The sequence below is a fragment of the Pseudomonas flexibilis genome, from assembly GCF_000806415.1.
GTDB lineage: Bacteria > Pseudomonadota > Gammaproteobacteria > Pseudomonadales > Pseudomonadaceae > Serpens > Serpens flexibilis.
In genome coordinates this window covers 463,445-481,494 of the sequence record NZ_JTAK01000004.1, presented here as the reverse complement: position 1 = coordinate 481,494, position 18,050 = coordinate 463,445, and the positions used below count along the sequence as shown (strand labels likewise).

Here is an 18,050-nt window from a genome sequence, read left to right as displayed (position 1 = left end):
AAATCGCTACGCGAGTTTTCCACCCTACAGACTGTCCTACATCCGGAGATCGTCGTCGCTGGGCGCCAGGCTGAGCTTCTGGCTGGTGACGCTCAGGTGCTCGCCGTCGGTTTCCGAACCCAGCTTGATCATCAGGCGCAGGTCGTTCGACGAGTCGGCATGGGCCAGCGCGTCCTGGTAGGTGATCTCGCCCTGGGTATACAGCTGGTAGAGCGCCTGGTCGAAGGTCTGCATGCCCTGCTCGGTGGAGCGCTTCATCAGCGACTTGAGCTCATGCACTTCACCCTTGCGAATCAGGTCGGCGGCCAGCGGCGTGTTGATCAGCACCTCGATCACCGCGCGGCGGCCTTTGCCGTCCGGGGTCGGCACCAACTGCTGGGCGACGATGGCGCGCAGGTTGAGCGATAGGTCCATCCACACCTGCTGCTGCCGGTCGGCGGGAAAGAAGTTGATGATGCGGTCCAGCGCCTGGTTGGCGTTGTTGGCGTGCAGGGTGGCCAGGCACAGGTGGCCGGTTTCGGCGAAGGCCACGGCGTAGTCCATGGTCTCGCGGGTGCGCACCTCGCCGATGAGGATCACGTCCGGCGCCTGGCGCAGGGTGTTCTTCAGTGCCACCTCGAAGGACTCGGTGTCGATGCCGACCTCGCGCTGGGTGACGATGCAGTTCTGGTGCTGGTGGATGTACTCGATCGGGTCTTCGATGGTGATGATGTGGCCGCTGGAGTTCTTGTTGCGGTGGCCGATCATCGCCGCCAGCGAAGTGGACTTGCCAGTGCCGGTGGCGCCGACGAACAGGATCAGGCCGCGCTTGGAGAGCGACAGCTTCTTCAGCACCTCGGGCAGCTTGAGGTCGTCCAGCGTTGGAATGTTGGTCTCGATACGGCGCAGCACCATGCCCACCAGATTGCGCTGGTAGAAGGCGCTGACCCGGAAACGGCCGATGCCGCGCGCGCTGATGGCGAAATTGCACTCGTGGTTCTCGGCGAACTCGCGGCGCTGCTGCTCGTTCATGGTGCCGAGCACGGTCTCGCGGGTCATTTCCGGGGACAGTGCGGTCTTGGTCACCGGCAGGATGCGCCCGTTGACCTTCATCGACGGCGGCACGCCGGCGGTGATGAACAGGTCGGAGCCGCCTTTTTCCACCATCAGGCGCAGCAGTTGTTCCATTTCCATGGGGATGATCCCTGTCGTTAAGAATTACGCGAGCGGGAGCTGCGTCGGGCCGTGGGAGCGGACTCGTCCGCGGGCTTTTCGGCGGCCGGCCAGGCTGCAGGCCGTGGCCAGAAGCTCGCGAATGAATTCGCTCCCAAGGAATCGCGCCGCCGCTGGCTCAGAAATGCTCGGGCGACTTGGCCTTCTCGCGGGCACTGTCGCGGCTGATCATGCCCTTGGCCAGCAGGTTCTTCAGGCAGGCGTCGAGGGTCTGCATGCCCTGCGCGCCGCCGGTCTGGATCGCCGAGTACATCTGCGCCACCTTGTCCTCGCGGATCAGGTTACGGATCGCCGGGGTGCCGATCATGATCTCGTGGGCCGCCACCCGGCCGCCGCCGATCTTCTTCAGCAGGGTCTGCGAGACCACCGCCTGCAGCGACTCGGAGAGCATCGAGCGGACCATGGATTTCTCCTCGGCCGGGAACACGTCGACGATACGGTCGATGGTCTTGGCCGCCGAGGTGGTGTGCAGGGTGCCGAACACCAGGTGACCGGTTTCCGCGGCGGTCAGCGCCAGGCGGATGGTTTCCAGGTCGCGCATTTCGCCGACCAGGATGATGTCCGGGTCCTCACGCAGCGCCGAACGCAGCGCTTCGTTGAAGCCGAGGGTGTCGCGGTGCACCTCGCGCTGGTTGACCAGGCACTTCTTGGATTCATGGACGAATTCGATAGGGTCCTCGACGGTGAGGATGTGCTGGTATTTGTTGCTGTTGATGTAGTCGAGCATCGCCGCCAGGGTGGTCGACTTACCCGAACCGGTGGGGCCGGTGACCAGCACCAGCCCGCGCGGCACGTCGGCGATCTTCTTGAAGATCTCGCCCATGGCCAGGTCTTCCATGGTCAGCACCTTGGACGGAATGGTGCGGAACACCGCGCCGGGGCCACGGTTCTGGTTGAAGGCGTTGACCCGGAAGCGCGCCACGCCGGGGACTTCGAAGGAGAAGTCGGTTTCCAGGAACTCCTCGTAATCCTTGCGCTGCTTGTCGTTCATGATGTCGTAGATCAGCGCGTGCACCTGCTTGTGGTCCATGGCCGGCAGGTTGATGCGCCGGACATCGCCGTCCACGCGGATCATCGGCGGCAAACCGGACGACAGGTGCAGGTCCGACGCGCCCTGTTTGGCGCTGAAGGCGAGCAGCTCGGTAATATCCATGGGACTCCCCAATCACAGGCAAGCGGGTAGAATGCCAAGCCTCCGGGGCCCGGCTCAGAGCGCCAGTAATGTCGACGATAGAAGAGAAGATTGCAAAGGTCCGCGCGCGGATCCGTGAGGCGGCGCAAGGGGTCGGGCGCGACCCGGCCGGCATCGGTCTGCTGGCGGTGAGCAAGACCCAGCCGGCCGAGGCGATCCGCGCCGCATACGCCTGCGGCCAGTGCGATTTCGGCGAGAACTACCTGCAGGAAGCCCTGGGCAAGCAGCAGGCGCTGGCCGATCTGCCGCTGTGCTGGCATTTCATCGGCCCCATCCAGTCGAACAAGACCAAGGCCATCGCCGAGCATTTCGCCTGGGTGCATTCGGTGGATCGCCTGAAGATCGCCCAGCGCCTGTCCGAACAGCGTCCGGCCGGGCTGCCGGCGCTGAATATCTGCCTGCAGGTCAATGTCAGCGGCGAGGACAGCAAGTCGGGCTGCGCGCCGGAGGAGCTGCCGGCGCTGGCCGCCGCCGTGGCGGCCTTGCCGAACCTGCGTCTGCGTGGACTGATGACCATCCCCGAACCGACTGACGATCCCGCCGAGCAGCGCGCCGCCTTCGCCCGCCTGCGCGAACTGCAGGCCCGGCTACCTTATGAGCTCGATACCCTGTCCATGGGCATGAGCCACGACCTCGAATCCGCCATCGCCGAAGGCGCCACCTGGGTGCGCATCGGCACGGCGCTGTTCGGCGCGCGCGACTATTCCGCCGCGCGCCCCTCCTGAAGGAATCCGTTATGAACCAACCTCGAATCGCCTTCATCGGCGCCGGCAACATGGCCGCCAGCCTGATCGGCGGCCTGCGCGCCCAGGGCGTGCCCGCCGAACGCATCCGCGCCAGCGATCCCAGCGCCGAACAGCGCGCCCGTCTGGGCGCCGAGCACGGTATCTTCCTGTGCGCCGACAACGCCGAGGCGGTGGCTGGCGCTGACGTGGTGGTGCTGGCGGTCAAGCCGCAGGTCATGAAAGCCGTGTGCCAGGCGCTGGCGCCCAGCCTGACCGGCAGTCCTTTGATCGTTTCCATCGCCGCGGGCATTCCCTGCGCCAGCCTCGAACAGTGGCTGGGCGATCGACCGATCGTGCGCTGCATGCCCAACACGCCGGCGCTGCTGCGCCAGGGCGTCAGTGGGCTGTTCGCCAATGCGCAGGTCAGCGCGGCGCAGCGCGCCCAGGCCGAGCAACTGCTGTCGGCGGTCGGCGTGGCCCTGTGGCTGGATGAAGAGAAGCTGATCGACGCAGTCACCGCCGTGTCCGGCAGCGGCCCGGCCTACTTCTTCCTGCTCATCGAGGCGATGACCGCCGCCGGCGAGCAGCTTGGTCTGCCACGCGAAACCGCCGCGCAGCTGACCCTGCAGACCGCGCTTGGCGCGGCGCGCATGGCCACTGAAAGCGATGTGGACGCCGCCGAACTGCGTCGCCGGGTCACCTCGCCGAACGGCACCACCGAAGCAGCCATCAAGGCTTTCCAGGCCGGTGGTTTCGAATCCCTCGTGCAACAGGCATTGAACGCCGCCGCCGCTCGTTCCGCCGAGCTGGCCGAACAACTGGGTCAATAAGGAGCTGTTGATGAACGGTCTTTCCACCGCCGCCGTGTATGTGATTCAAACCCTCGGCAGCCTGTACCTGCTGATCGTGCTGCTGCGCTTCGTGCTGCAGCTGGTGCGCGCCGACTTCTACAACCCGCTCAGCCAGTTCATCGTGCGCGCCACCTCGCCGCTCTTGATGCCGCTGCGCCGGGTGATTCCCGGGTTCGGCGGCATCGACCTGGCCTCGCTGGTGCTGGCGATCCTCGTGCAGCTGCTGCTGATGATCGTCACCCTGGCCCTGCTGGGCTTCGGCTTCGGCGGCAACCTGCTGCAACTGCTGGTCTGGTCGCTGATCGGCGTCACCTCGTTGTTCCTGAAGATCTTCTTCTTCGCCCTGATCGTCAGCGTGATCCTTTCCTGGGTCGCCCCGGGCAGCCACAACCCGGCCGCGCAGCTGGTGCATCAGATCTGCGAACCGCTGCTGGCGCCCATCCGCCGCTTCCTGCCCAACCTGGGCGGCCTGGACATCTCGCCGATCTTCGCCTTCATCGCCCTCAACCTGCTGGACATGCTGGTGATCCGCAACCTGGCGGCCATGACCCACATGCCGCAGATCCTCAGCCCGTTCATGTAATGGACGGGTACCGCTGGGACGGCGAGGACCTGGTCCTCGCTGTCCATCTGCAGCCCAAGGCCAGCAAGGACGAATTCGCCGGCCTGCATGGTGATCGCCTGAAGATCCGCCTCACCGCCCCGCCGGTGGAAGGCAAGGCCAACGCCCACCTCATGGCCTTCCTGGCCAAGGCCTTCGGCGTGCCGAAGAACCAGGTCAGTCTGGAAAGCGGCGAGCTGAACCGCCAGAAGCGCGTGCGCATCGCGAGGCCGCAGCGGTTCCCGGAGGGGCTGCAGATCACCCGGGGTTGATCGACAGCCGTCACGGTGTGCGCCAGTCGCTGGACGCCCCGCCCGGCTGGCCAATAATGCACGGCATGCCTCTTCGCATAAGGACATGCCGCCATGAGCCTGGACCGCCTCGGCCAGCAGATCGATGCCTCCGTGCAATGGAAGCGGGCGTTGACCGCCGTACTGGTGCGCTATCGCAGCTGGCTGGCCGCCAACCGAATGGCCACGCCGGCGCTGGAGGCGCGCCTGGAGCGCGCCTTGCGTCAGCTGCGCAGTGAACAACTGACGCTGGCCTTCGTCGGCGAGTTCTCGCGGGGCAAGACCGAGCTGATCAACGCCCTGTTCTTTGCCGGTTGTGGCCGGCGCATCCTGCCCTCGCAGCCCGGGCGCACCACCATGTGTCCCACCGAGCTGTTCTTCGATGCACGGGCGGCACGTCCGTACCTGCGCCTGCTGCCCATCGAGACCCGCCTGGAAGAGGTCTCGCTGGCCGAGCTGCGCCAGCGGCCGGCGGCCTGGGTGACCTTCAACCTGGATGCGCAGGAACCCGCCGCCATGGCCGACGCCTTCGCCGAGGTGGCGCGGGTCAAGTCGGTTTCCCGCGAGCAGGCGCTGCGCCTGGGCTTCGACCCCGCCACCCTGGAGCCGAGCGGGGAAGAGGAGCGCGTGCGCGTCCCGGCCTGGCGGCACGCGCTGGCCAGCGTCGACCATCCGCTGCTGCGCAAGGGGCTGCGCATCCTCGATACCCCCGGGCTGAACGCTCTGGGCAGCGAGCCCGAGCTCACCTTGTCGATGTTGCCGGAGGCCCAGGTGGTGTTCTTTCTGCTGGCGGCCGATAGCGGCGTGACGGCCAGCGACCTGGCCATCTGGGACGGCCATGTGCGTGGCCTGGACCGCATCGGCCCGCGCCGTCTGTATGCGCTGCTCAACAAGATCGACGTGCTGGAGGACGAGCTGCTCGCGCCCGAGGAAATCGCCGCCAATCAGGAGCGGGTGCGCCGCGACAGTGCGGAGCAACTGGGGCTGGGCGTCGAGCAGGTGGTGCCCCTGTCCGCCCGCCAGGGACTGTTGGCCCGGGTGCGCAACGATGCCCGTTTGCTGGCGCGCAGCCGCTTTGCCGAACTGGAGTCGCTGCTGGGCGAGCGCCTGGTTGCCGACCGGGGGCGGCTGGTCGACGAGCAGGTGGTGGCGCCGCTGCGCGAGATGCTGGTGACCAGCGAGGCGCTGCTGGCGCAGCGCATTGCACGGGTGGCTGACCAGCAGCGGCAGCTGGCGGCGCAGGAGCGTGACCAGGACGCGGTGCTCGCCGAGCTGGGTGAGCGGGCGCGCGCCGAGCATGCCGAACACCACAAGGGGCTGATTGCCCTGCGCGGTCAGCAGAACCTGTTGCGCCGGCAGGCCGAGCTGTTGCGTCAGGCCATCGGTCCCGAGCGGCTGGAGCAGCATCTGCTGGCGGTGCGCGAGCGCCTGTTGGGCAGCTGGACGACACTGGGCATCAACCAGGGCATCGTGGGCTTCTTCAGCCTGCTGGAGTCCGACCTGGACCACCTGCGCAACGAGGCTGCCATGGCGGACCGCACCGTGGCGGCCATCTATCGCCGGCATAACGAGGCGTACCCGCTGATGGCGGTGGATGCGCCGCGTCTGGAACTGGAGGCCTTTGCCCGTGAGCTGCAGCAACTGCGGCTGCGGGCCGACCATTTTCGCCTGCGGCCCAGCACGCTGTTGACCGAGCAGCACCGTCTGACCCGTCGCTTCCTGGGCACACTGGCGCAGTCGGTGGTCGATCTGCACCGGCGCCTGCGAGGCGCCATCGAGCGCTGGGAAGCCGAGGTGCTGTTGCCGCTGCTGCAGTTCAATCAGGAGCGCAAGCAGCTGCTCGAACAACAGCTGCTGGAAATGCGCGCCCTGGCCCAGGCCAGCCGTCAGGCCCGCACGCGCGGGCAGATGCTGGGTCGCTATGCCGAGCAACTGGCGCAGCAGCGGGAGGAGGTCGAGGAGCTGTTGCGCTCCCTGCAGCGCTGCGCGCCGGCGCCGCAGTACGGCAATGTCGTCCAGCTGCCGTTGGCGCGCTGAGGGCGCAACGTGCGCGCCGATGGGTTAGGCTGAGCCCGATCCATTCCGTCAGGGGGCACGCCCATGCGCTATCACGACACCCACAGCAAGGTCATCGGTTATCTGCTCTGGATCTTTGGCTTCCTCGGCTCGCACCGCTTCTATTACGGCAAGCCGATCACCGGGACGATCTGGTTCTTCACCCTTGGCCTGCTGTTCGTCGGCTGGATCATCGACCTGTTCCTGATCCCTTCGATGGATCGCCAGGCGGACCTGCGCTTCAACTCCGGGCGGCTGGACTACAACATCGCCTGGATCCTGCTGACCTTCCTCGGCGTGTTCGGCGTGCACCGGATGTACCAGGGCAAGTGGATCACCGGCCTGCTCTATCTGCTGACCGGTGGCTTTTTCCTGATTGGGGTGCTCTACGACTTCTGGACACTGAACCAGCAGATTTCCGAACGCAATCGGCTGTGGGGCTGAAACCCAACGCCCGTACTGTGGGAGCGGTCTTGTCCGCGAGCTTCCAGGTGTGGCCTGAAAGCTCGCGAATGAATTCGCTCCCACAGGGGGGGCACCTGACTCAACCCTGGTAGCTGATCCGCCCGTCCATCAGGGTGTAGCGCACCTTGCCGGGCAGGCAGTGGCCGAGGAACGGGCAGTTTTGCCCCTTGGAGTACCAGCTTTCACCGGCCAGCGTGCTGCTGGCCGGATCGAACAGCAGCAGGTCGGCCGGGGCGCCCACAGCCAGGCGGCCGGCGGGCAGCTGCAGCGCCCGCGCCGGGCCCCAGCTCAGGCGATCCAGCAGGGTCGGCAGATCCAGCAGGCCGTCCTCCACCAGCGTCATGGCCAGCGGCAGCAGTAATTCCACGCTGCTGATGCCCGGCTCGGTGGCGGCGAAGGGCGCCAGCTTGGCGTCCAGATCGTGGGGCTGGTGATGACTGGCAATCGCCTGCACCACACCGCTTTTCACCGCCTCGCGCAGGGCGTCGCGGTCGGCGCGCGAGCGCAGCGGCGGCTGCACATGGTAGAGGCTGGAGAAGCCGGCCAGCGCCTCGTCGGTGAGGATCAGCTGGTACAGCGCCACGTCGGCGCTCACCGGCAGGCCGCGGGCCTGGGCCTGCGCGATCATTTCCACGCCCCGGGCACTGGTCAGCTGGGTGAAGTGCGCGCGCACGCCGGACTGTTCCACCAGCAGCAACTGGCGGGACAGGGCAACGGTTTCGGCGCTTTCCGGAATGCCGGCCAGGCCGAGGAAGCTGGCGGTCGGGCCTTCGTGGGCCAGGCCGCCTTCGGCCAGCGCGGCATCCTGGCTGTGCAGCACCAGGGTCAGGTCGAAGGTGGCGGCATATTCCATGGCCCGACGCAGGTTGCGGGTGTTGGGCATGTCGGTCAGGCCATCGCCGAAGGCCACGCAACCGGCGTCGCGCAGGGTGACCAGCTCGGCCAGCTGCTCGCCGCCCAGGCCCTTGGTCAGGGCGCCGATGGGGAACACCTTGGCGTGACCGGCTTCCTGGGCGCGCTCCAGCACCAGGTCGACCACCGCGGCGGTATCCATCACCGGGCGGGTCAGCGGCGGGCAGCACAGGCTGGTGACGCCCCCGGCGGCGGCGGCCAGGGTCTCGCTGGCGATGTTGCCCTTGCGACCGTAGCCCGGCTCGCGCAGGGCTACGGACAGGTCGACCAGGCCCGGCGCGGCGATCAGTCCGCTGGCATCCAGGGTCTGGCTGGCTGTGAAACCGGCCGGCGCCTCGCCGATGGCGACGATCTTGGTGGCATCCAGATAGAGGTCGGTGACCCGGTCCAGGCCGCTGGCCGGGTCGATGACGCGAGCACCGAGGATACGGGTGGAGGACATCAGTTCTGCTCCTCGGAAGCGGTTTCGGATTCGAGCTGGCGCTGGGCGGCCTGGCCGCTCATCGCCATGGACATGACCGCCATGCGGATGGCGATGCCGTAGGTGACCTGGTTGAGGATCACCGACTGGGCGCCGTCGGCCACGGCGGATTCGATTTCCACGCCGCGGTTGATCGGCCCCGGGTGCATGACGATGGCATCCGGCTTGGCCAGCGCCAGACGCTGGGTGCTCAGGCCGTACAGGCGGTAGAACTCGCCCTCGCTGGGCAGCAGGCCGCCCTGCATGCGCTCGCGCTGCAGGCGCAGCATGATCACCACGTCGACATCCTTCAGCCCTTCGCTCAGGCTGGTGAACACCCGTACGCCGTAGTTTTCCTCCAGGCCGATGGGCAACAGAGTGCGCGGGCCGATCACGCGGATGTCCTGACAGCCCAGGGCGCGCAGGGCGAGCATGTCGGAGCGCGCCACCCGCGAGTGCAGGATGTCGCCGACGATGGCCACCGAGAGGTTGGCGAAGTCGCCCTTGTGGCGGCGGATGGTCAGCATGTCGAGCATGCCCTGGGTCGGGTGCGCGTGGCGGCCATCGCCGCCGTTGATGATCGCCACCTCGGGGCAGACGTGTTCGGCGATGAAGTGCGCGGCACCGGAATCGGCATGGCGCACCACGAACATGTCGGCGGCCATGGCTTCCAGGTTGCGCAGGGTGTCGAACAGCGTCTCGCCCTTGCTGGTCGAGGAGGTGGAGACGTTCAGGGTGATGACGTCGGCCGACAGCCGCTGGGCAGCCAGTTCGAAGGTGGTGCGGGTGCGCGTGGAGTTCTCGAAGAACACGTTGCACACGGTGCGGCCGCGCAGCAGCGGGACCTTCTTCACCGCGCGGGCGCCGACTTCCAGGAAGGAATCGGCGGTGTCGAGGATCTCGGTGAGCAGCTCGCCGGACAGGCCGTCGAGGGACAGGAAATGGCGCAGCTGCCCAAGGTCATTGAGCTGCAGCGGGCGCTTGATAGCGGCGGTCGGCATCGTTCGGGGTCTCAGTGGGATGCAAGCATCTGTCGCTCGAGGACGAGCGGCGCGGGGCCGAGCAATTTTACGCGCTCATCGGGGGCCAGCGACAGGGTGGCGCCGAGCACATCCGCACGGATCGGCAGCTCGCGGGCGTCCAGGTCGAGCAGGCAGACCAGGGTCACGCTGGCCGGGCGGCCATAGTCGAACAGCTCGTTGAGCGCGGCGCGCACGGTGCGGCCGCTCATCAGCACGTCGTCGATCAGCACCAGGTGCTGGCCCTCTATCTCGAACGGCAGGTTGGAGGGGCCCACCTGGGGATGCAGGCCGGTGCGGCTGAAGTCGTCGCGGTAGAAGGACACGTTCAGCGCGCCCAGCGGGCCGGGTTCGCCGAGTTCGTCGAGCAGCGCCTGGGCGACCCACAGGCCGCCGGTCTGGATGCCGATGAAGCGGGGTTCGCTGATCTGCCGTGCGGCGAGGTGGGTGCGCAGATCGCGGGCCATGCGCGGCAGCAGTTCGGCGGGATTCGGAAGGGTCATGGTCGCTCCTTGAAGGCGGCCCGCAGGCCGAGAAGAGTTATCCCCGGGCTTCGAGCCAGCCTTCCAGCAGCAGGGCGGCGGCCAGGGCGTCCACCGGGCGATCCCGGTAGCCACCGCGTTGGCCCTCGCGCAGGCGCTGGCCCTTGGCCTCGAAGGTGGTCAGGCGTTCATCGTGGGTATGTACCGGCAGGTTGAAGCGGCCGTGCAGGCGGCGGGCGAACTTCTCGGCGCGTTCGCTCATGTCGCTGGGCGTGCCGTCCATGTTCAGCGGCAGGCCGACCACGATGGCATCGGGTTGCCATTCCTTGATCAGCGCCTCGACGCGCGTCCAGTCGGGCACGCCGTTCTGTGCCTTGAGTACGCAGAGTTCGCGGGCCTGGCCGGTGATGGCCTGGCCCACCGCCACGCCGATCTGCTTGGTGCCGTAATCGAAGCCCATGACCAGCCGCAGGTTCTCGCTCATGCGTGCCCCGCCTGGCTGCTCAGCAGGTTGAGGTCGACGCCCAGCGAGGCGGCCGCCGCAGCAAGACGCTGCTCGGCCGGCAGCTCGAACAGCAGGCGCGCGTCGCACGGGCAGTGCAGCCAGGCGTTCTCGGTGATCTCGGTCTCCAGCTGGCCGGCGTCCCAGCCAGCGTAGCCAAGGGTGATCAGGCTGCGGCGCGGGCCATGGCCATCGGCAATGGCGTAGAGCACATCCAGCGAGGTGGACAGCGCCAGTTCGCCCAGATCAAGGGTGGCCTGGTACTGCCAGCCGCTGTCGTGCAGCACGAAACCACGGTCGGTCTGCACCGGGCCGCCGCTGAATACCGGCTGCTCGTAACTGTCCGGTGCCGGGGGTTGTTCGGGGCGCAGCTGCTCGATGATATCGGCCAGCTCAAGGCCGCTGGGACGGTTGATGACCAGTCCCATGGCGCCATGCTCGTTGTGCTCGACCAGGTAGATCAGCGTCTGGGCGAAGTTCGGGTCGGCCAGATGCGGCATGGCGATCAGCAACTGATTCTTCAGGTAGGTATCGGTGGTGTTCATGGCCGTAAGTGTCGGCCTTCGCGGCAGGGGCGGCAAGCATGGCGAAAAGCGAAAAGGCATCGCGGCTGGAACCGCCCGCGAAAGCGGGCGTGGCGGAATGCCCTGCTGGGGGCGGGCTACTGGCTGGAGAGCCGATCGCCGCGTTCGAAGCGCCAGGTGCGGATGATCTCCAGGCGATCGAACTCGGCCAGATCGCCAGTGAAGGGTGCGTACGGGGCGGCCAGGTGGACGATGCGCATGGCGGCCTGGTCGAGCACTGGCTGGCCTGAGGATTCCAGCACCTGTACCTCGTACAGCGAGCCGTCGCGGCGGATCGACACCAGCAGGCGCAGGCTGCCGTACAGCTGCTGGCGGCGCGCCTCGTCGGGATAGTTGAGGTTGCCGATGCGTTCCACCTTGCGGCGCCACTCGTCCTTGTACCAGGCGCCCTTGTCGCGCATGGTCGAGGCGGCGTTCAGGCGGTGGATTTTCGGCCGCTTGGCGTAGCGTTGCTGTTCCAGCGCCAGATCGGCCTCCAGGCTGGCGATCTCGGCGGACAGCTGCGAGCTGTCGAATTCCGGTGCCGGGCGGCGCTGCTCGGTCTTCTGCAGTTCGGCCTGCACCGGGGTCTTCTCCCGCTGGGGCGCGCGCGTAGCCACGGCGGCCTTGGGCGCCTCGCGCGGCACTTCCGGCGGCGCGGCGGGCGGCGGAGTGACCTTGTTGATCTCGGTGTCCTGGAACGGCGCGATCTCGGTGGTCTTGGGCGCCGCCTTGTGTTCCAGCGTGCCGCTGCCCTGCTGGTTGTCCTGGGCAAGAAAGTCGGCCTGTTTCGGGGCCTCCTCGCTCTTGAAGGTGGACAGGGTGATTTCCAGCGATTTACTGACTTCGCTGGGCTTGGCCAGCGTGAAGCCCAGGCCGAAGATCAGCGCGACGTGCAGCGCCACCGCCAGGAACAGGGTGAAGCCCAGTCGGTCGGCGGGGCGAACTCGAGGCGGTTCGAGGGTGGGGGTGATGGCTGCGGTCATTGAGTAAGCGGCGCCGTGGAAACCCCGGAAGTCTGCCCAGTGATGGTCCAAAAGTCCATGAACCAGGCAGCGCTTCCGGTCAGTGGCCGTTGTCCGCTCAGCCGCGACCCAGACGGCTGGCGATGGCGTCCATCAGGCGCTCGCCGATGCGCGTGTCGTAGGCCGCGTCGATCTCGCGGATGCAGGTCGGGCTGGTCACGTTGATTTCTGTGAGGTAGTCGCCGATCACGTCCAGGCCGACGAACAGCAGGCCGCGCTTGCGCAGTTCGGGGCCGACCAGGGCGGCAATCTCGCGGTCGCGCTCGGTCAGCGGACGCGGTTCGCCTCGGCCGCCGGCGGCCAGATTGCCGCGCGTCTCGCCCTGCGCCGGGATGCGCGCCAGGCAATAGGGCACCGGCTCGCCGTCGATCATCAGGATGCGCTTGTCGCCATCCTTGATTTCGGGAATGTAGCGCTGCGCCATGATCTGCCGGCTGCCATGCTCGGTGAGCACCTCGAGGATCACCGACAGGTTCGGGTCGCCCTCGCGGTGCCGGAAGATCGAGGCGCCGCCCATCTCGTCCAGCGGTTTGAGGATGACGTCACGGTGCTCGCGGGCGAACTCTCGCAGAATGTCCGCGCGCCGGCTCACCAGGGTCGGCGGCGTGCATTGCGGGAACTGGGTGGCAAAGAACTTCTCGTTGCAGTCGCGCAGGCTGCGCGGGCTGTTGACCACCAGGCTGCCGGCTTTCTCGGCCAGTTCCAGCAGGTAGGTGGCGTACACGTATTCGCTGTTGAAGGGCGGGTCTTTGCGCATCAGGATCACATCGAGCTCGTTGAGCGCGATGTCCTGCTCGGCATCCAGTTCGTGCCAGCGTTGCGGGTCGTTGAACACGCGCAGTGGCCGCACCCGGGCGCGGGCCTGGCTGCCGCGCTGATACAGATCCTGCTGCTCCATGTAGAACAGCGTCCAGCCGCGCGACTGGGCAGCCAGCAACATGGCCAGGGAGCTGTCCTTCTTGAAGGTGATGGACGCGATGGGGTCCATGACGATCCCGAGACGAGTGCTCATTAGGGTTCCTCTGCAGCGTGACGGCCGGTCGCCAACGTGGTGACCGGCGCAAGGGCGTCAAGGGTGGCGCCGGAGTTGCCCTCGGTCAAGGTTGAATCCGCAGGGTGATCTGCTCTGTGGATTGCCGTCCGGGTCCTGTGCTACAAAGGCCGGCGGCAGGGTAGAAGCCCTGTCGTAGACCGGTCTCAGGCGCAGGCGAAGCGCAACGATAACGACTCACCGAGGCAATGGTAGGGCGATAATGGAACAGCATTCCGGCAGTTTGAAAGTGATGGTGATCGACGACTCGAAGACGATTCGCCGCACCGCGGAAACCCTGCTGAAGAAGGTCGGTTGCGAGGTCATCACCGCTGTGGACGGTTTTGATGCCCTGGCCAAGATTGCCGACACCCACCCGAACATCATCTTTGTCGACATCATGATGCCGCGTCTGGACGGCTATCAGACCTGTGCGCTGATCAAGAACAACAGCGCCTTCAAATCCACGCCGGTGATCATGCTCTCGTCCAAGGACGGCCTGTTCGACAAGGCGAAGGGGCGGATCGTCGGCTCGGATCAATACCTCACCAAACCGTTCAGCAAGGAAGAGTTGCTGGGTGCGATCAAGGCCCACGTGCCGGAGTTCGTGCCGAGTGAACAGGTATCCTGAGTCCTGCGACGGACCGTAGTTATTTCGTATGGGGAACACCATGGCTCGCATTCTGATTGTTGATGACTCTCCGACCGAGATGTACAAGCTGACCGAGATGCTCGAAAAGAATGGGCATCAGGTGCTCAAGGCCGAGAACGGCGCCGATGGCGTGGCCCTGGCCCGCCAGGAAAAGCCCGATGCCGTGCTGATGGACGTGGTCATGCCGGGACTCAATGGCTTCCAGGCCACCCGTCAACTGACCAAGGACGAGGAAACCAGTCACATTCCGGTGATCATCGTCACCACCAAGGATCAGGAAACCGATAAGGTCTGGGGCAAGCGCCAGGGTGCGCGCGACTACCTGACCAAGCCGGTGGACGAGGCAACCCTGCTCAAGACGCTGAACGCGGTGCTGGCCGGCTGACGCCGTCCGCACCGAACTCATCGACTCCCGGCACGGCAGGGCAGGCATGTCCGGACAACCGACTCCCTTCGATCTCCTTCTCGGCATCGATCAGCGCTGCCGTACGCTCGCGGCCGGCTTGCCGGCCCAGCAGGAAACCCAGCAGACCTGGAGTGGGATCGGTTTTCGCATGGGCGAGCGGTTGTTCGTCTCGCCCATGGGTGAGGTGGGGGAAATCCTGCACGAGCCGCGCCACACCCAGTTGCCCGGGGTGAAGCCCTGGGTCAGGGGAGTGGCCAACGTACGCGGGCGCCTGTTGCCGCTGATCGATCTGTGCGGTTTCTTCGGCGAGGAACTGAGCGCCCAGCGCAAGCAGCGCCGGGTGCTGGTGGTGGAGCATCAGGACGTGTTTTCCGGCCTGGTCGTGGATGAAGTGTTCGGCATGCAGCACTTCCCGGTCGAGACCTTCTCCGAGCAGGTGCCGCCCCTGGAAGCGGCCATCCAGCCCTTCATTTATGGCGTATTCAATCGCGCGCAGCCCTGGCTGGTGTTCAGTCCGCAGCGACTGGCGCAGCACGAGGACTTCCTCGACGTCGCGGTGTGACACGAATTTATTGGTGGGCCGGTATCCGGTCCGTTGGCTTCAAATGGGAATAGCGGTGGGTCCAGGCGGGGGCCATTCATGAAGAAAAACAACGCGGGAAATCTCTTTTCGGGCATGCGCAGCAGCTCGCTGATCGCCGGCCTGTTCGTCGGCCTGATCGTCTCCATCGTGCTGCTGTTCGCCAACTTCACCTACCTGAACGTGCAGTCTGGCTACGACACCGAGTACATCACCCACGCGGGTGAGCTGCGCGTGCTCTCCCAGCGTATCGCCAAGAACGCCACCGAAGCGGCGGCGGGCAAGGCCGAGGCGTTCGCCCTGCTCAAGGACGCCCGCAACGACTTCGATCGCCGCTGGGGCTACCTGACCAAGGGCAACCCGGACACCGGCCTGCCAATGGTGTCCTTCGAAGTCGCCCCGCAGATGGATGCGGTGGAAAAGGACTGGAACCGCCTGCGTCGCGACACCGACGTGATCCTGGCCAGCGAACAGACCGTATTGTCCTTGCACCAGGTGGCCGCCACCCTGTCGGAAACCATTCCGCAGCTGCAGGTCGAGTACGAGGAAGTGGTGGACATCCTGCTGCAGAGCGATGCGCCCGCCGCTCAAGTGTCGGTCGCCCAGCGGCAGTCGCTGCTGGCCGAACGGATCCTCGGTGCGGTCAACAAGGTGCTGGCCGGCGACGAGGACTCGGTACAGGCGGCCGACATGTTCGGTCGCGACGCCAGCCTGTTCGGCCGCGTGCTCAACGCCATGCTGGAAGGCAACCGTGCCATGGAGATCAGCCGGGTCTCCGAGCCGGAAGCCCGTGAGCGTCTGGCAGAGATCGCCGAGCTGTTCGAGTTCGTTTCCGGCTCGGTGGACGAGATCCTGGAAACCTCGCCCGAGCTGTTCCAGGTGCGGGAATCGGCCGGCAACATCTTCAGCATCTCGCAGACCCTGCTGGACAAGGCCTCCGACCTGGCCGCCGGCTTCGACGAACTCGCCAACGGTCGTTATCTGAACACCCTGGCCACCTACCTGCTGGGCGCCCTGGCGCTGGCGGCCGTGATCCTGATCGGCATGGTGATGGTGCAGGACACCCGCCGCCGCCTGCAGGAAACCGCCGAGAAGAACGAGCGTAACCAGACCGCCATTCTGCGACTGCTCGACGAAATTGCCGACCTGGCCGACGGTGACCTGACGGTGACCGCCACCGTGACCGAGGACTTCACCGGCGCCATCGCCGACTCGATCAACTTCTCCATCGACCAGATGCGTGATCTGGTGCGCGCGATCAACCAGACCGCCGTGCAGGTGTCCGCCGCCGCCCAGGAAACCCAGGCGACCGCCATGCACCTGGCCGAGGCGTCCGAACACCAAGCCCAGGAAATCGCCGGCGCATCGGCGGCCATCAACGAAATGGCCGTGTCCATTGACCAGGTGTCGGCGAACGCCGCCGAGTCCACCGCGGTGGCCGAGCGTTCCGTGGCCATCGCCAACAAGGGCAACGAGGTGGTGCACAACACCATCACCGGCATGGACAGCATCCGCGAGCAGATCCAGGACACCGCCAAGCGCATCAAGCGCCTGGGTGAATCGTCCCAGGAGATCGGCGACATCGTCAGCCTGATCAACGACATTGCCGACCAGACCAACATCCTCGCCCTGAACGCCGCCATCCAGGCCTCCATGGCCGGCGACGCCGGCCGCGGCTTCGCGGTGGTAGCCGACGAAGTACAGCGCTTGGCGGAGCGTTCCTCGGCGGCGACCAAGCAGATCGAAACGCTGGTGAAGGCGATCCAGACCGACACCAACGAAGCGGTGATCTCCATGGAGCAGACCACCTCCGAGGTGGTGCGCGGTGCACGCCTGGCCCAGGACGCCGGGGTGTCGCTGGAAGAGATCGAAAAGGTATCCAAGACCCTCGCCGCGCTGATCCAGAACATCTCCAACGCGGCGCGCCAGCAGGCCTCTTCCGCCGGCCATATCTCCAGCACCATGAACGTGATCCAGGAGATCACCTCGCAGACCTCCACCGGTACCACCGCCACGGCGCGCAGCATCGGCAACCTGGCCAAGCTGGCCAACGAGATGCGCAACTCGGTGTCCGGCTTCAAGCTGCCGGCGGCGCGCGACGAGGCCTGACAGGGGGCGGCGTTTCGCAAGGGACGCCGATCATGAGTCATGAGCGAGGGGCACGGCATGCAGCCAAGCGGCGTCTGGGCCTTGAAACCCCTGGCCGACATGACTACTGCGGAATTTCGCGCCTGGAGCGCGCTGATCGAGGAACGCACCGGTCAGGTGCTCGGCGAGCGGCGGCGCGTCTTCCTGCAGACCCGGCTTGGCCAGCGCATGCGCGAGCTGGGTCTGGAGGATTACCAGGCCTATCTGCGTCGGGTTGCCGAGGGGCCGCGAGGCGCCCTGGAATGGGCGACCCTGCTGGACCGACTGACCGTGCAGGAAACCCGCTTCTACCGTCATGCCCCTTCCTTCGCAGTGATGGAGGGGTATCTGAGCCGGCGCCTGCAGGAAGACAACGGACGGCCCTGGATGCTGTGGAGCGTGGGATGCGCCAGTGGCGAGGAAGCCTATTCGCTGGCCATCTCCGCAGCCGAAGTGCAGCGTCGCGCTGCCCGGCGAACGGAGTTCGGTGTGATCGCCACGGATATCAGCCAGGGCGCGTTGAACCAGGCCCGTGACGCGCGTTATGACGCGCGACGGCTGGAAGCGCTGGATACCGAACGCCGCGAGCGCTATCTGCGCAACGACGCGGATGGCTGGCGCGTGACACCGGAGCTGGCGGCGCGCGTGTGCTGCGCCCGGCTCAATGTGCTGGACCTGGACAAGGCGCCGTGGAGCGGCCTGGACGTGATTTTCTGTCAGAACCTGCTGATCTATTTCCGCCGCTGGCGGCGGCGCGACATCCTCAATGGCCTGGCCGAGCGCCTTGCCCCGGGTGGGCTGCTGGTGCTCGGTGTCGGCGAGATGACCGGCTGGCAGCATCCGGCGCTACAGCCGGTGGCCGATGAGCGGGTTCTGGCCTTTACCCGGATACGCGAATGAC

Annotated in this window: 20 protein-coding genes; 11 read left to right on the top strand and 9 right to left on the bottom strand. The window is 66.4% G+C overall.

Translation table 11 applies throughout. The features are described from left to right. Positions 1-36: 36 nt before the first annotated feature. Together PT85_RS11385 and PT85_RS11380 are read right to left on the bottom strand one after the other, a co-directional pair. Positions 37-1,173, bottom strand: coding sequence for a PilT/PilU family type 4a pilus ATPase (locus PT85_RS11385; protein WP_039606693.1), 1,137 nt, complete (start codon positions 1,171-1,173; stop codon positions 37-39). 157 nt (positions 1,174-1,330) lie between these two features. Then, a complete protein-coding gene (locus PT85_RS11380) occupies positions 1,331-2,365 on the bottom strand; it encodes a type IV pilus twitching motility protein PilT (RefSeq protein ID WP_039561143.1) in 1,035 nt (344 codons plus the stop codon). 68 nt (positions 2,366-2,433) lie between these two features. On the opposite strand from PT85_RS11380, the gene PT85_RS11375 reads away from it, so the two are divergent. The 6 genes from PT85_RS11375 to PT85_RS11350 all read left to right on the top strand — a co-directional run bounded on the left by PT85_RS11375 (position 2,434) and on the right by PT85_RS11350 (position 7,370). Continuing rightward, positions 2,434-3,129: a YggS family pyridoxal phosphate-dependent enzyme gene (locus tag PT85_RS11375; protein ID WP_039606692.1), complete on the top strand. Its 696-nt coding sequence runs from the start codon at positions 2,434-2,436 to the stop codon at positions 3,127-3,129. Between the two features lie 11 nt (positions 3,130-3,140). Next, positions 3,141-3,959: a pyrroline-5-carboxylate reductase gene (gene proC / locus PT85_RS11370; RefSeq protein WP_027589119.1), complete on the top strand. Its 819-nt coding sequence runs from the start codon at positions 3,141-3,143 to the stop codon at positions 3,957-3,959. Positions 3,960-3,969: 10 nt separating this feature from the next. Further along, positions 3,970-4,563 carry a YggT family protein gene (locus PT85_RS11365; protein WP_027589118.1) on the top strand — a complete coding sequence of 198 codons (594 nt, stop codon included), beginning with the start codon at positions 3,970-3,972 and terminating at the stop codon, positions 4,561-4,563. After that, positions 4,563-4,853, top strand: coding sequence for a DUF167 domain-containing protein (locus PT85_RS11360; protein WP_027589117.1), 291 nt, complete (start codon positions 4,563-4,565; stop codon positions 4,851-4,853). The genes PT85_RS11365 and PT85_RS11360 overlap by 1 nt, the downstream gene beginning before the upstream one ends. Positions 4,854-4,946: 93 nt before the next feature. Then, positions 4,947-6,908 (top strand): dynamin family protein, encoded by a 1,962-nt coding sequence (locus tag PT85_RS11355; protein WP_039606691.1) that lies wholly within the window; start codon positions 4,947-4,949, stop codon positions 6,906-6,908. A 63-nt stretch (positions 6,909-6,971) separates the two neighbouring features. Further along, positions 6,972-7,370 (top strand): NINE protein, encoded by a 399-nt coding sequence (locus PT85_RS11350; RefSeq protein ID WP_027589115.1) that lies wholly within the window; start codon positions 6,972-6,974, stop codon positions 7,368-7,370. Positions 7,371-7,470: 100 nt separating this feature from the next. On the opposite strand, the gene PT85_RS11345 is transcribed toward PT85_RS11350, so the two are convergent. The 7 genes from PT85_RS11345 to gshB form a co-directional block, all read right to left on the bottom strand. Continuing rightward, a complete protein-coding gene (locus PT85_RS11345) occupies positions 7,471-8,745 on the bottom strand; it encodes a dihydroorotase (protein WP_039606690.1) in 1,275 nt (424 codons plus the stop codon). Beyond that, entirely contained in the window at positions 8,745-9,764 is a 1,020-nt protein-coding gene (locus PT85_RS11340) for an aspartate carbamoyltransferase catalytic subunit (RefSeq protein ID WP_027589113.1), read from the bottom strand. The genes PT85_RS11345 and PT85_RS11340 overlap by 1 nt, the downstream gene beginning before the upstream one ends. Before the next feature lie 11 nt (positions 9,765-9,775). Continuing rightward, complete coding sequence (pyrR, locus tag PT85_RS11335) at positions 9,776-10,285, bottom strand: bifunctional pyr operon transcriptional regulator/uracil phosphoribosyltransferase PyrR (RefSeq protein ID WP_027589112.1); 510 nt, start codon at positions 10,283-10,285, stop codon at positions 9,776-9,778. A 37-nt stretch (positions 10,286-10,322) separates the two neighbouring features. Beyond that, entirely contained in the window at positions 10,323-10,748 is a 426-nt protein-coding gene (gene ruvX / locus PT85_RS11330) for a Holliday junction resolvase RuvX (RefSeq protein WP_027589111.1), read from the bottom strand. Next, positions 10,745-11,311: a YqgE/AlgH family protein gene (locus tag PT85_RS11325; protein ID WP_027589110.1), complete on the bottom strand. Its 567-nt coding sequence runs from the start codon at positions 11,309-11,311 to the stop codon at positions 10,745-10,747. The genes ruvX and PT85_RS11325 overlap by 4 nt, the downstream gene beginning before the upstream one ends. 116 nt (positions 11,312-11,427) lie before the next feature. Beyond that, positions 11,428-12,315 (bottom strand): energy transducer TonB, encoded by an 888-nt coding sequence (locus PT85_RS11320; protein ID WP_039561133.1) that lies wholly within the window; start codon positions 12,313-12,315, stop codon positions 11,428-11,430. A gap of 97 nt (positions 12,316-12,412) precedes the next feature. After that, entirely contained in the window at positions 12,413-13,366 is a 954-nt protein-coding gene (gshB, locus tag PT85_RS11315; protein ID WP_027589108.1) for a glutathione synthase, read from the bottom strand. Between the two features lie 241 nt (positions 13,367-13,607). Here gshB and pilG point away from each other — a divergent pair, with 241 nt between their 5' ends. The 5 genes from pilG (at position 13,608) to PT85_RS11290 (ending at position 18,049) form a co-directional block, all read left to right on the top strand. Beyond that, complete coding sequence (pilG, locus tag PT85_RS11310) at positions 13,608-14,015, top strand: twitching motility response regulator PilG (RefSeq protein WP_027589107.1); 408 nt, start codon at positions 13,608-13,610, stop codon at positions 14,013-14,015. A gap of 40 nt (positions 14,016-14,055) precedes the next feature. Beyond that, the gene (gene pilH, locus PT85_RS11305) at positions 14,056-14,421 is read left to right on the top strand and encodes a twitching motility response regulator PilH (RefSeq protein ID WP_027589106.1); all 366 of its coding nucleotides are present in this window, start codon (positions 14,056-14,058) and stop codon (positions 14,419-14,421) included. A gap of 46 nt (positions 14,422-14,467) precedes the next feature. Then, the gene (locus tag PT85_RS11300; protein ID WP_027589105.1) at positions 14,468-15,004 is read left to right on the top strand and encodes a chemotaxis protein CheW; all 537 of its coding nucleotides are present in this window, start codon (positions 14,468-14,470) and stop codon (positions 15,002-15,004) included. Positions 15,005-15,082: 78 nt separating this feature from the next. Further along, positions 15,083-17,131: a methyl-accepting chemotaxis protein gene (locus PT85_RS11295; RefSeq protein WP_039561132.1), complete on the top strand. Its 2,049-nt coding sequence runs from the start codon at positions 15,083-15,085 to the stop codon at positions 17,129-17,131. A gap of 57 nt (positions 17,132-17,188) precedes the next feature. Continuing rightward, positions 17,189-18,049, top strand: a complete 861-nt coding sequence (locus tag PT85_RS11290; protein WP_039606784.1) for a CheR family methyltransferase — start codon at positions 17,189-17,191, stop codon at positions 18,047-18,049. Position 18,050: the final 1 nt, after the last annotated feature.

Bases quoted from the DNA above. Each gene is read 5' to 3' on its own strand.
- PT85_RS11385 (WP_039606693.1), bottom strand. From the start codon at position 1,173: ATGGAAATGGAACAACTGCTGCGCCTGATGGTGGAAAAAGGCGGCTCC.
- PT85_RS11380 (WP_039561143.1), bottom strand. From the start codon at position 2,365: ATGGATATTACCGAGCTGCTCGCCTTCAGCGCCAAACAGGGCGCGTCG.
- PT85_RS11375 (WP_039606692.1), top strand. From the start codon at position 2,434: ATGTCGACGATAGAAGAGAAGATTGCAAAGGTCCGCGCGCGGATCCGT.
- proC (WP_027589119.1), top strand. From the start codon at position 3,141: ATGAACCAACCTCGAATCGCCTTCATCGGCGCCGGCAACATGGCCGCC.
- PT85_RS11365 (WP_027589118.1), top strand. From the start codon at position 3,970: ATGAACGGTCTTTCCACCGCCGCCGTGTATGTGATTCAAACCCTCGGC.
- PT85_RS11360 (WP_027589117.1), top strand. From the start codon at position 4,563: ATGGACGGGTACCGCTGGGACGGCGAGGACCTGGTCCTCGCTGTCCAT.
- PT85_RS11355 (WP_039606691.1), top strand. From the start codon at position 4,947: ATGAGCCTGGACCGCCTCGGCCAGCAGATCGATGCCTCCGTGCAATGG.
- PT85_RS11350 (WP_027589115.1), top strand. From the start codon at position 6,972: ATGCGCTATCACGACACCCACAGCAAGGTCATCGGTTATCTGCTCTGG.
- PT85_RS11345 (WP_039606690.1), bottom strand. From the start codon at position 8,745: ATGTCCTCCACCCGTATCCTCGGTGCTCGCGTCATCGACCCGGCCAGC.
- PT85_RS11340 (WP_027589113.1), bottom strand. From the start codon at position 9,764: ATGCCGACCGCCGCTATCAAGCGCCCGCTGCAGCTCAATGACCTTGGG.
- pyrR (WP_027589112.1), bottom strand. From the start codon at position 10,285: ATGACCCTTCCGAATCCCGCCGAACTGCTGCCGCGCATGGCCCGCGAT.
- ruvX (WP_027589111.1), bottom strand. From the start codon at position 10,748: ATGAGCGAGAACCTGCGGCTGGTCATGGGCTTCGATTACGGCACCAAG.
- PT85_RS11325 (WP_027589110.1), bottom strand. From the start codon at position 11,311: ATGAACACCACCGATACCTACCTGAAGAATCAGTTGCTGATCGCCATG.
- PT85_RS11320 (WP_039561133.1), bottom strand. From the start codon at position 12,315: ATGACCGCAGCCATCACCCCCACCCTCGAACCGCCTCGAGTTCGCCCC.
- gshB (WP_027589108.1), bottom strand. From the start codon at position 13,366: ATGAGCACTCGTCTCGGGATCGTCATGGACCCCATCGCGTCCATCACC.
- pilG (WP_027589107.1), top strand. From the start codon at position 13,608: ATGGAACAGCATTCCGGCAGTTTGAAAGTGATGGTGATCGACGACTCG.
- pilH (WP_027589106.1), top strand. From the start codon at position 14,056: ATGGCTCGCATTCTGATTGTTGATGACTCTCCGACCGAGATGTACAAG.
- PT85_RS11300 (WP_027589105.1), top strand. From the start codon at position 14,468: ATGTCCGGACAACCGACTCCCTTCGATCTCCTTCTCGGCATCGATCAG.
- PT85_RS11295 (WP_039561132.1), top strand. From the start codon at position 15,083: ATGAAGAAAAACAACGCGGGAAATCTCTTTTCGGGCATGCGCAGCAGC.
- PT85_RS11290 (WP_039606784.1), top strand. From the start codon at position 17,189: ATGCAGCCAAGCGGCGTCTGGGCCTTGAAACCCCTGGCCGACATGACT.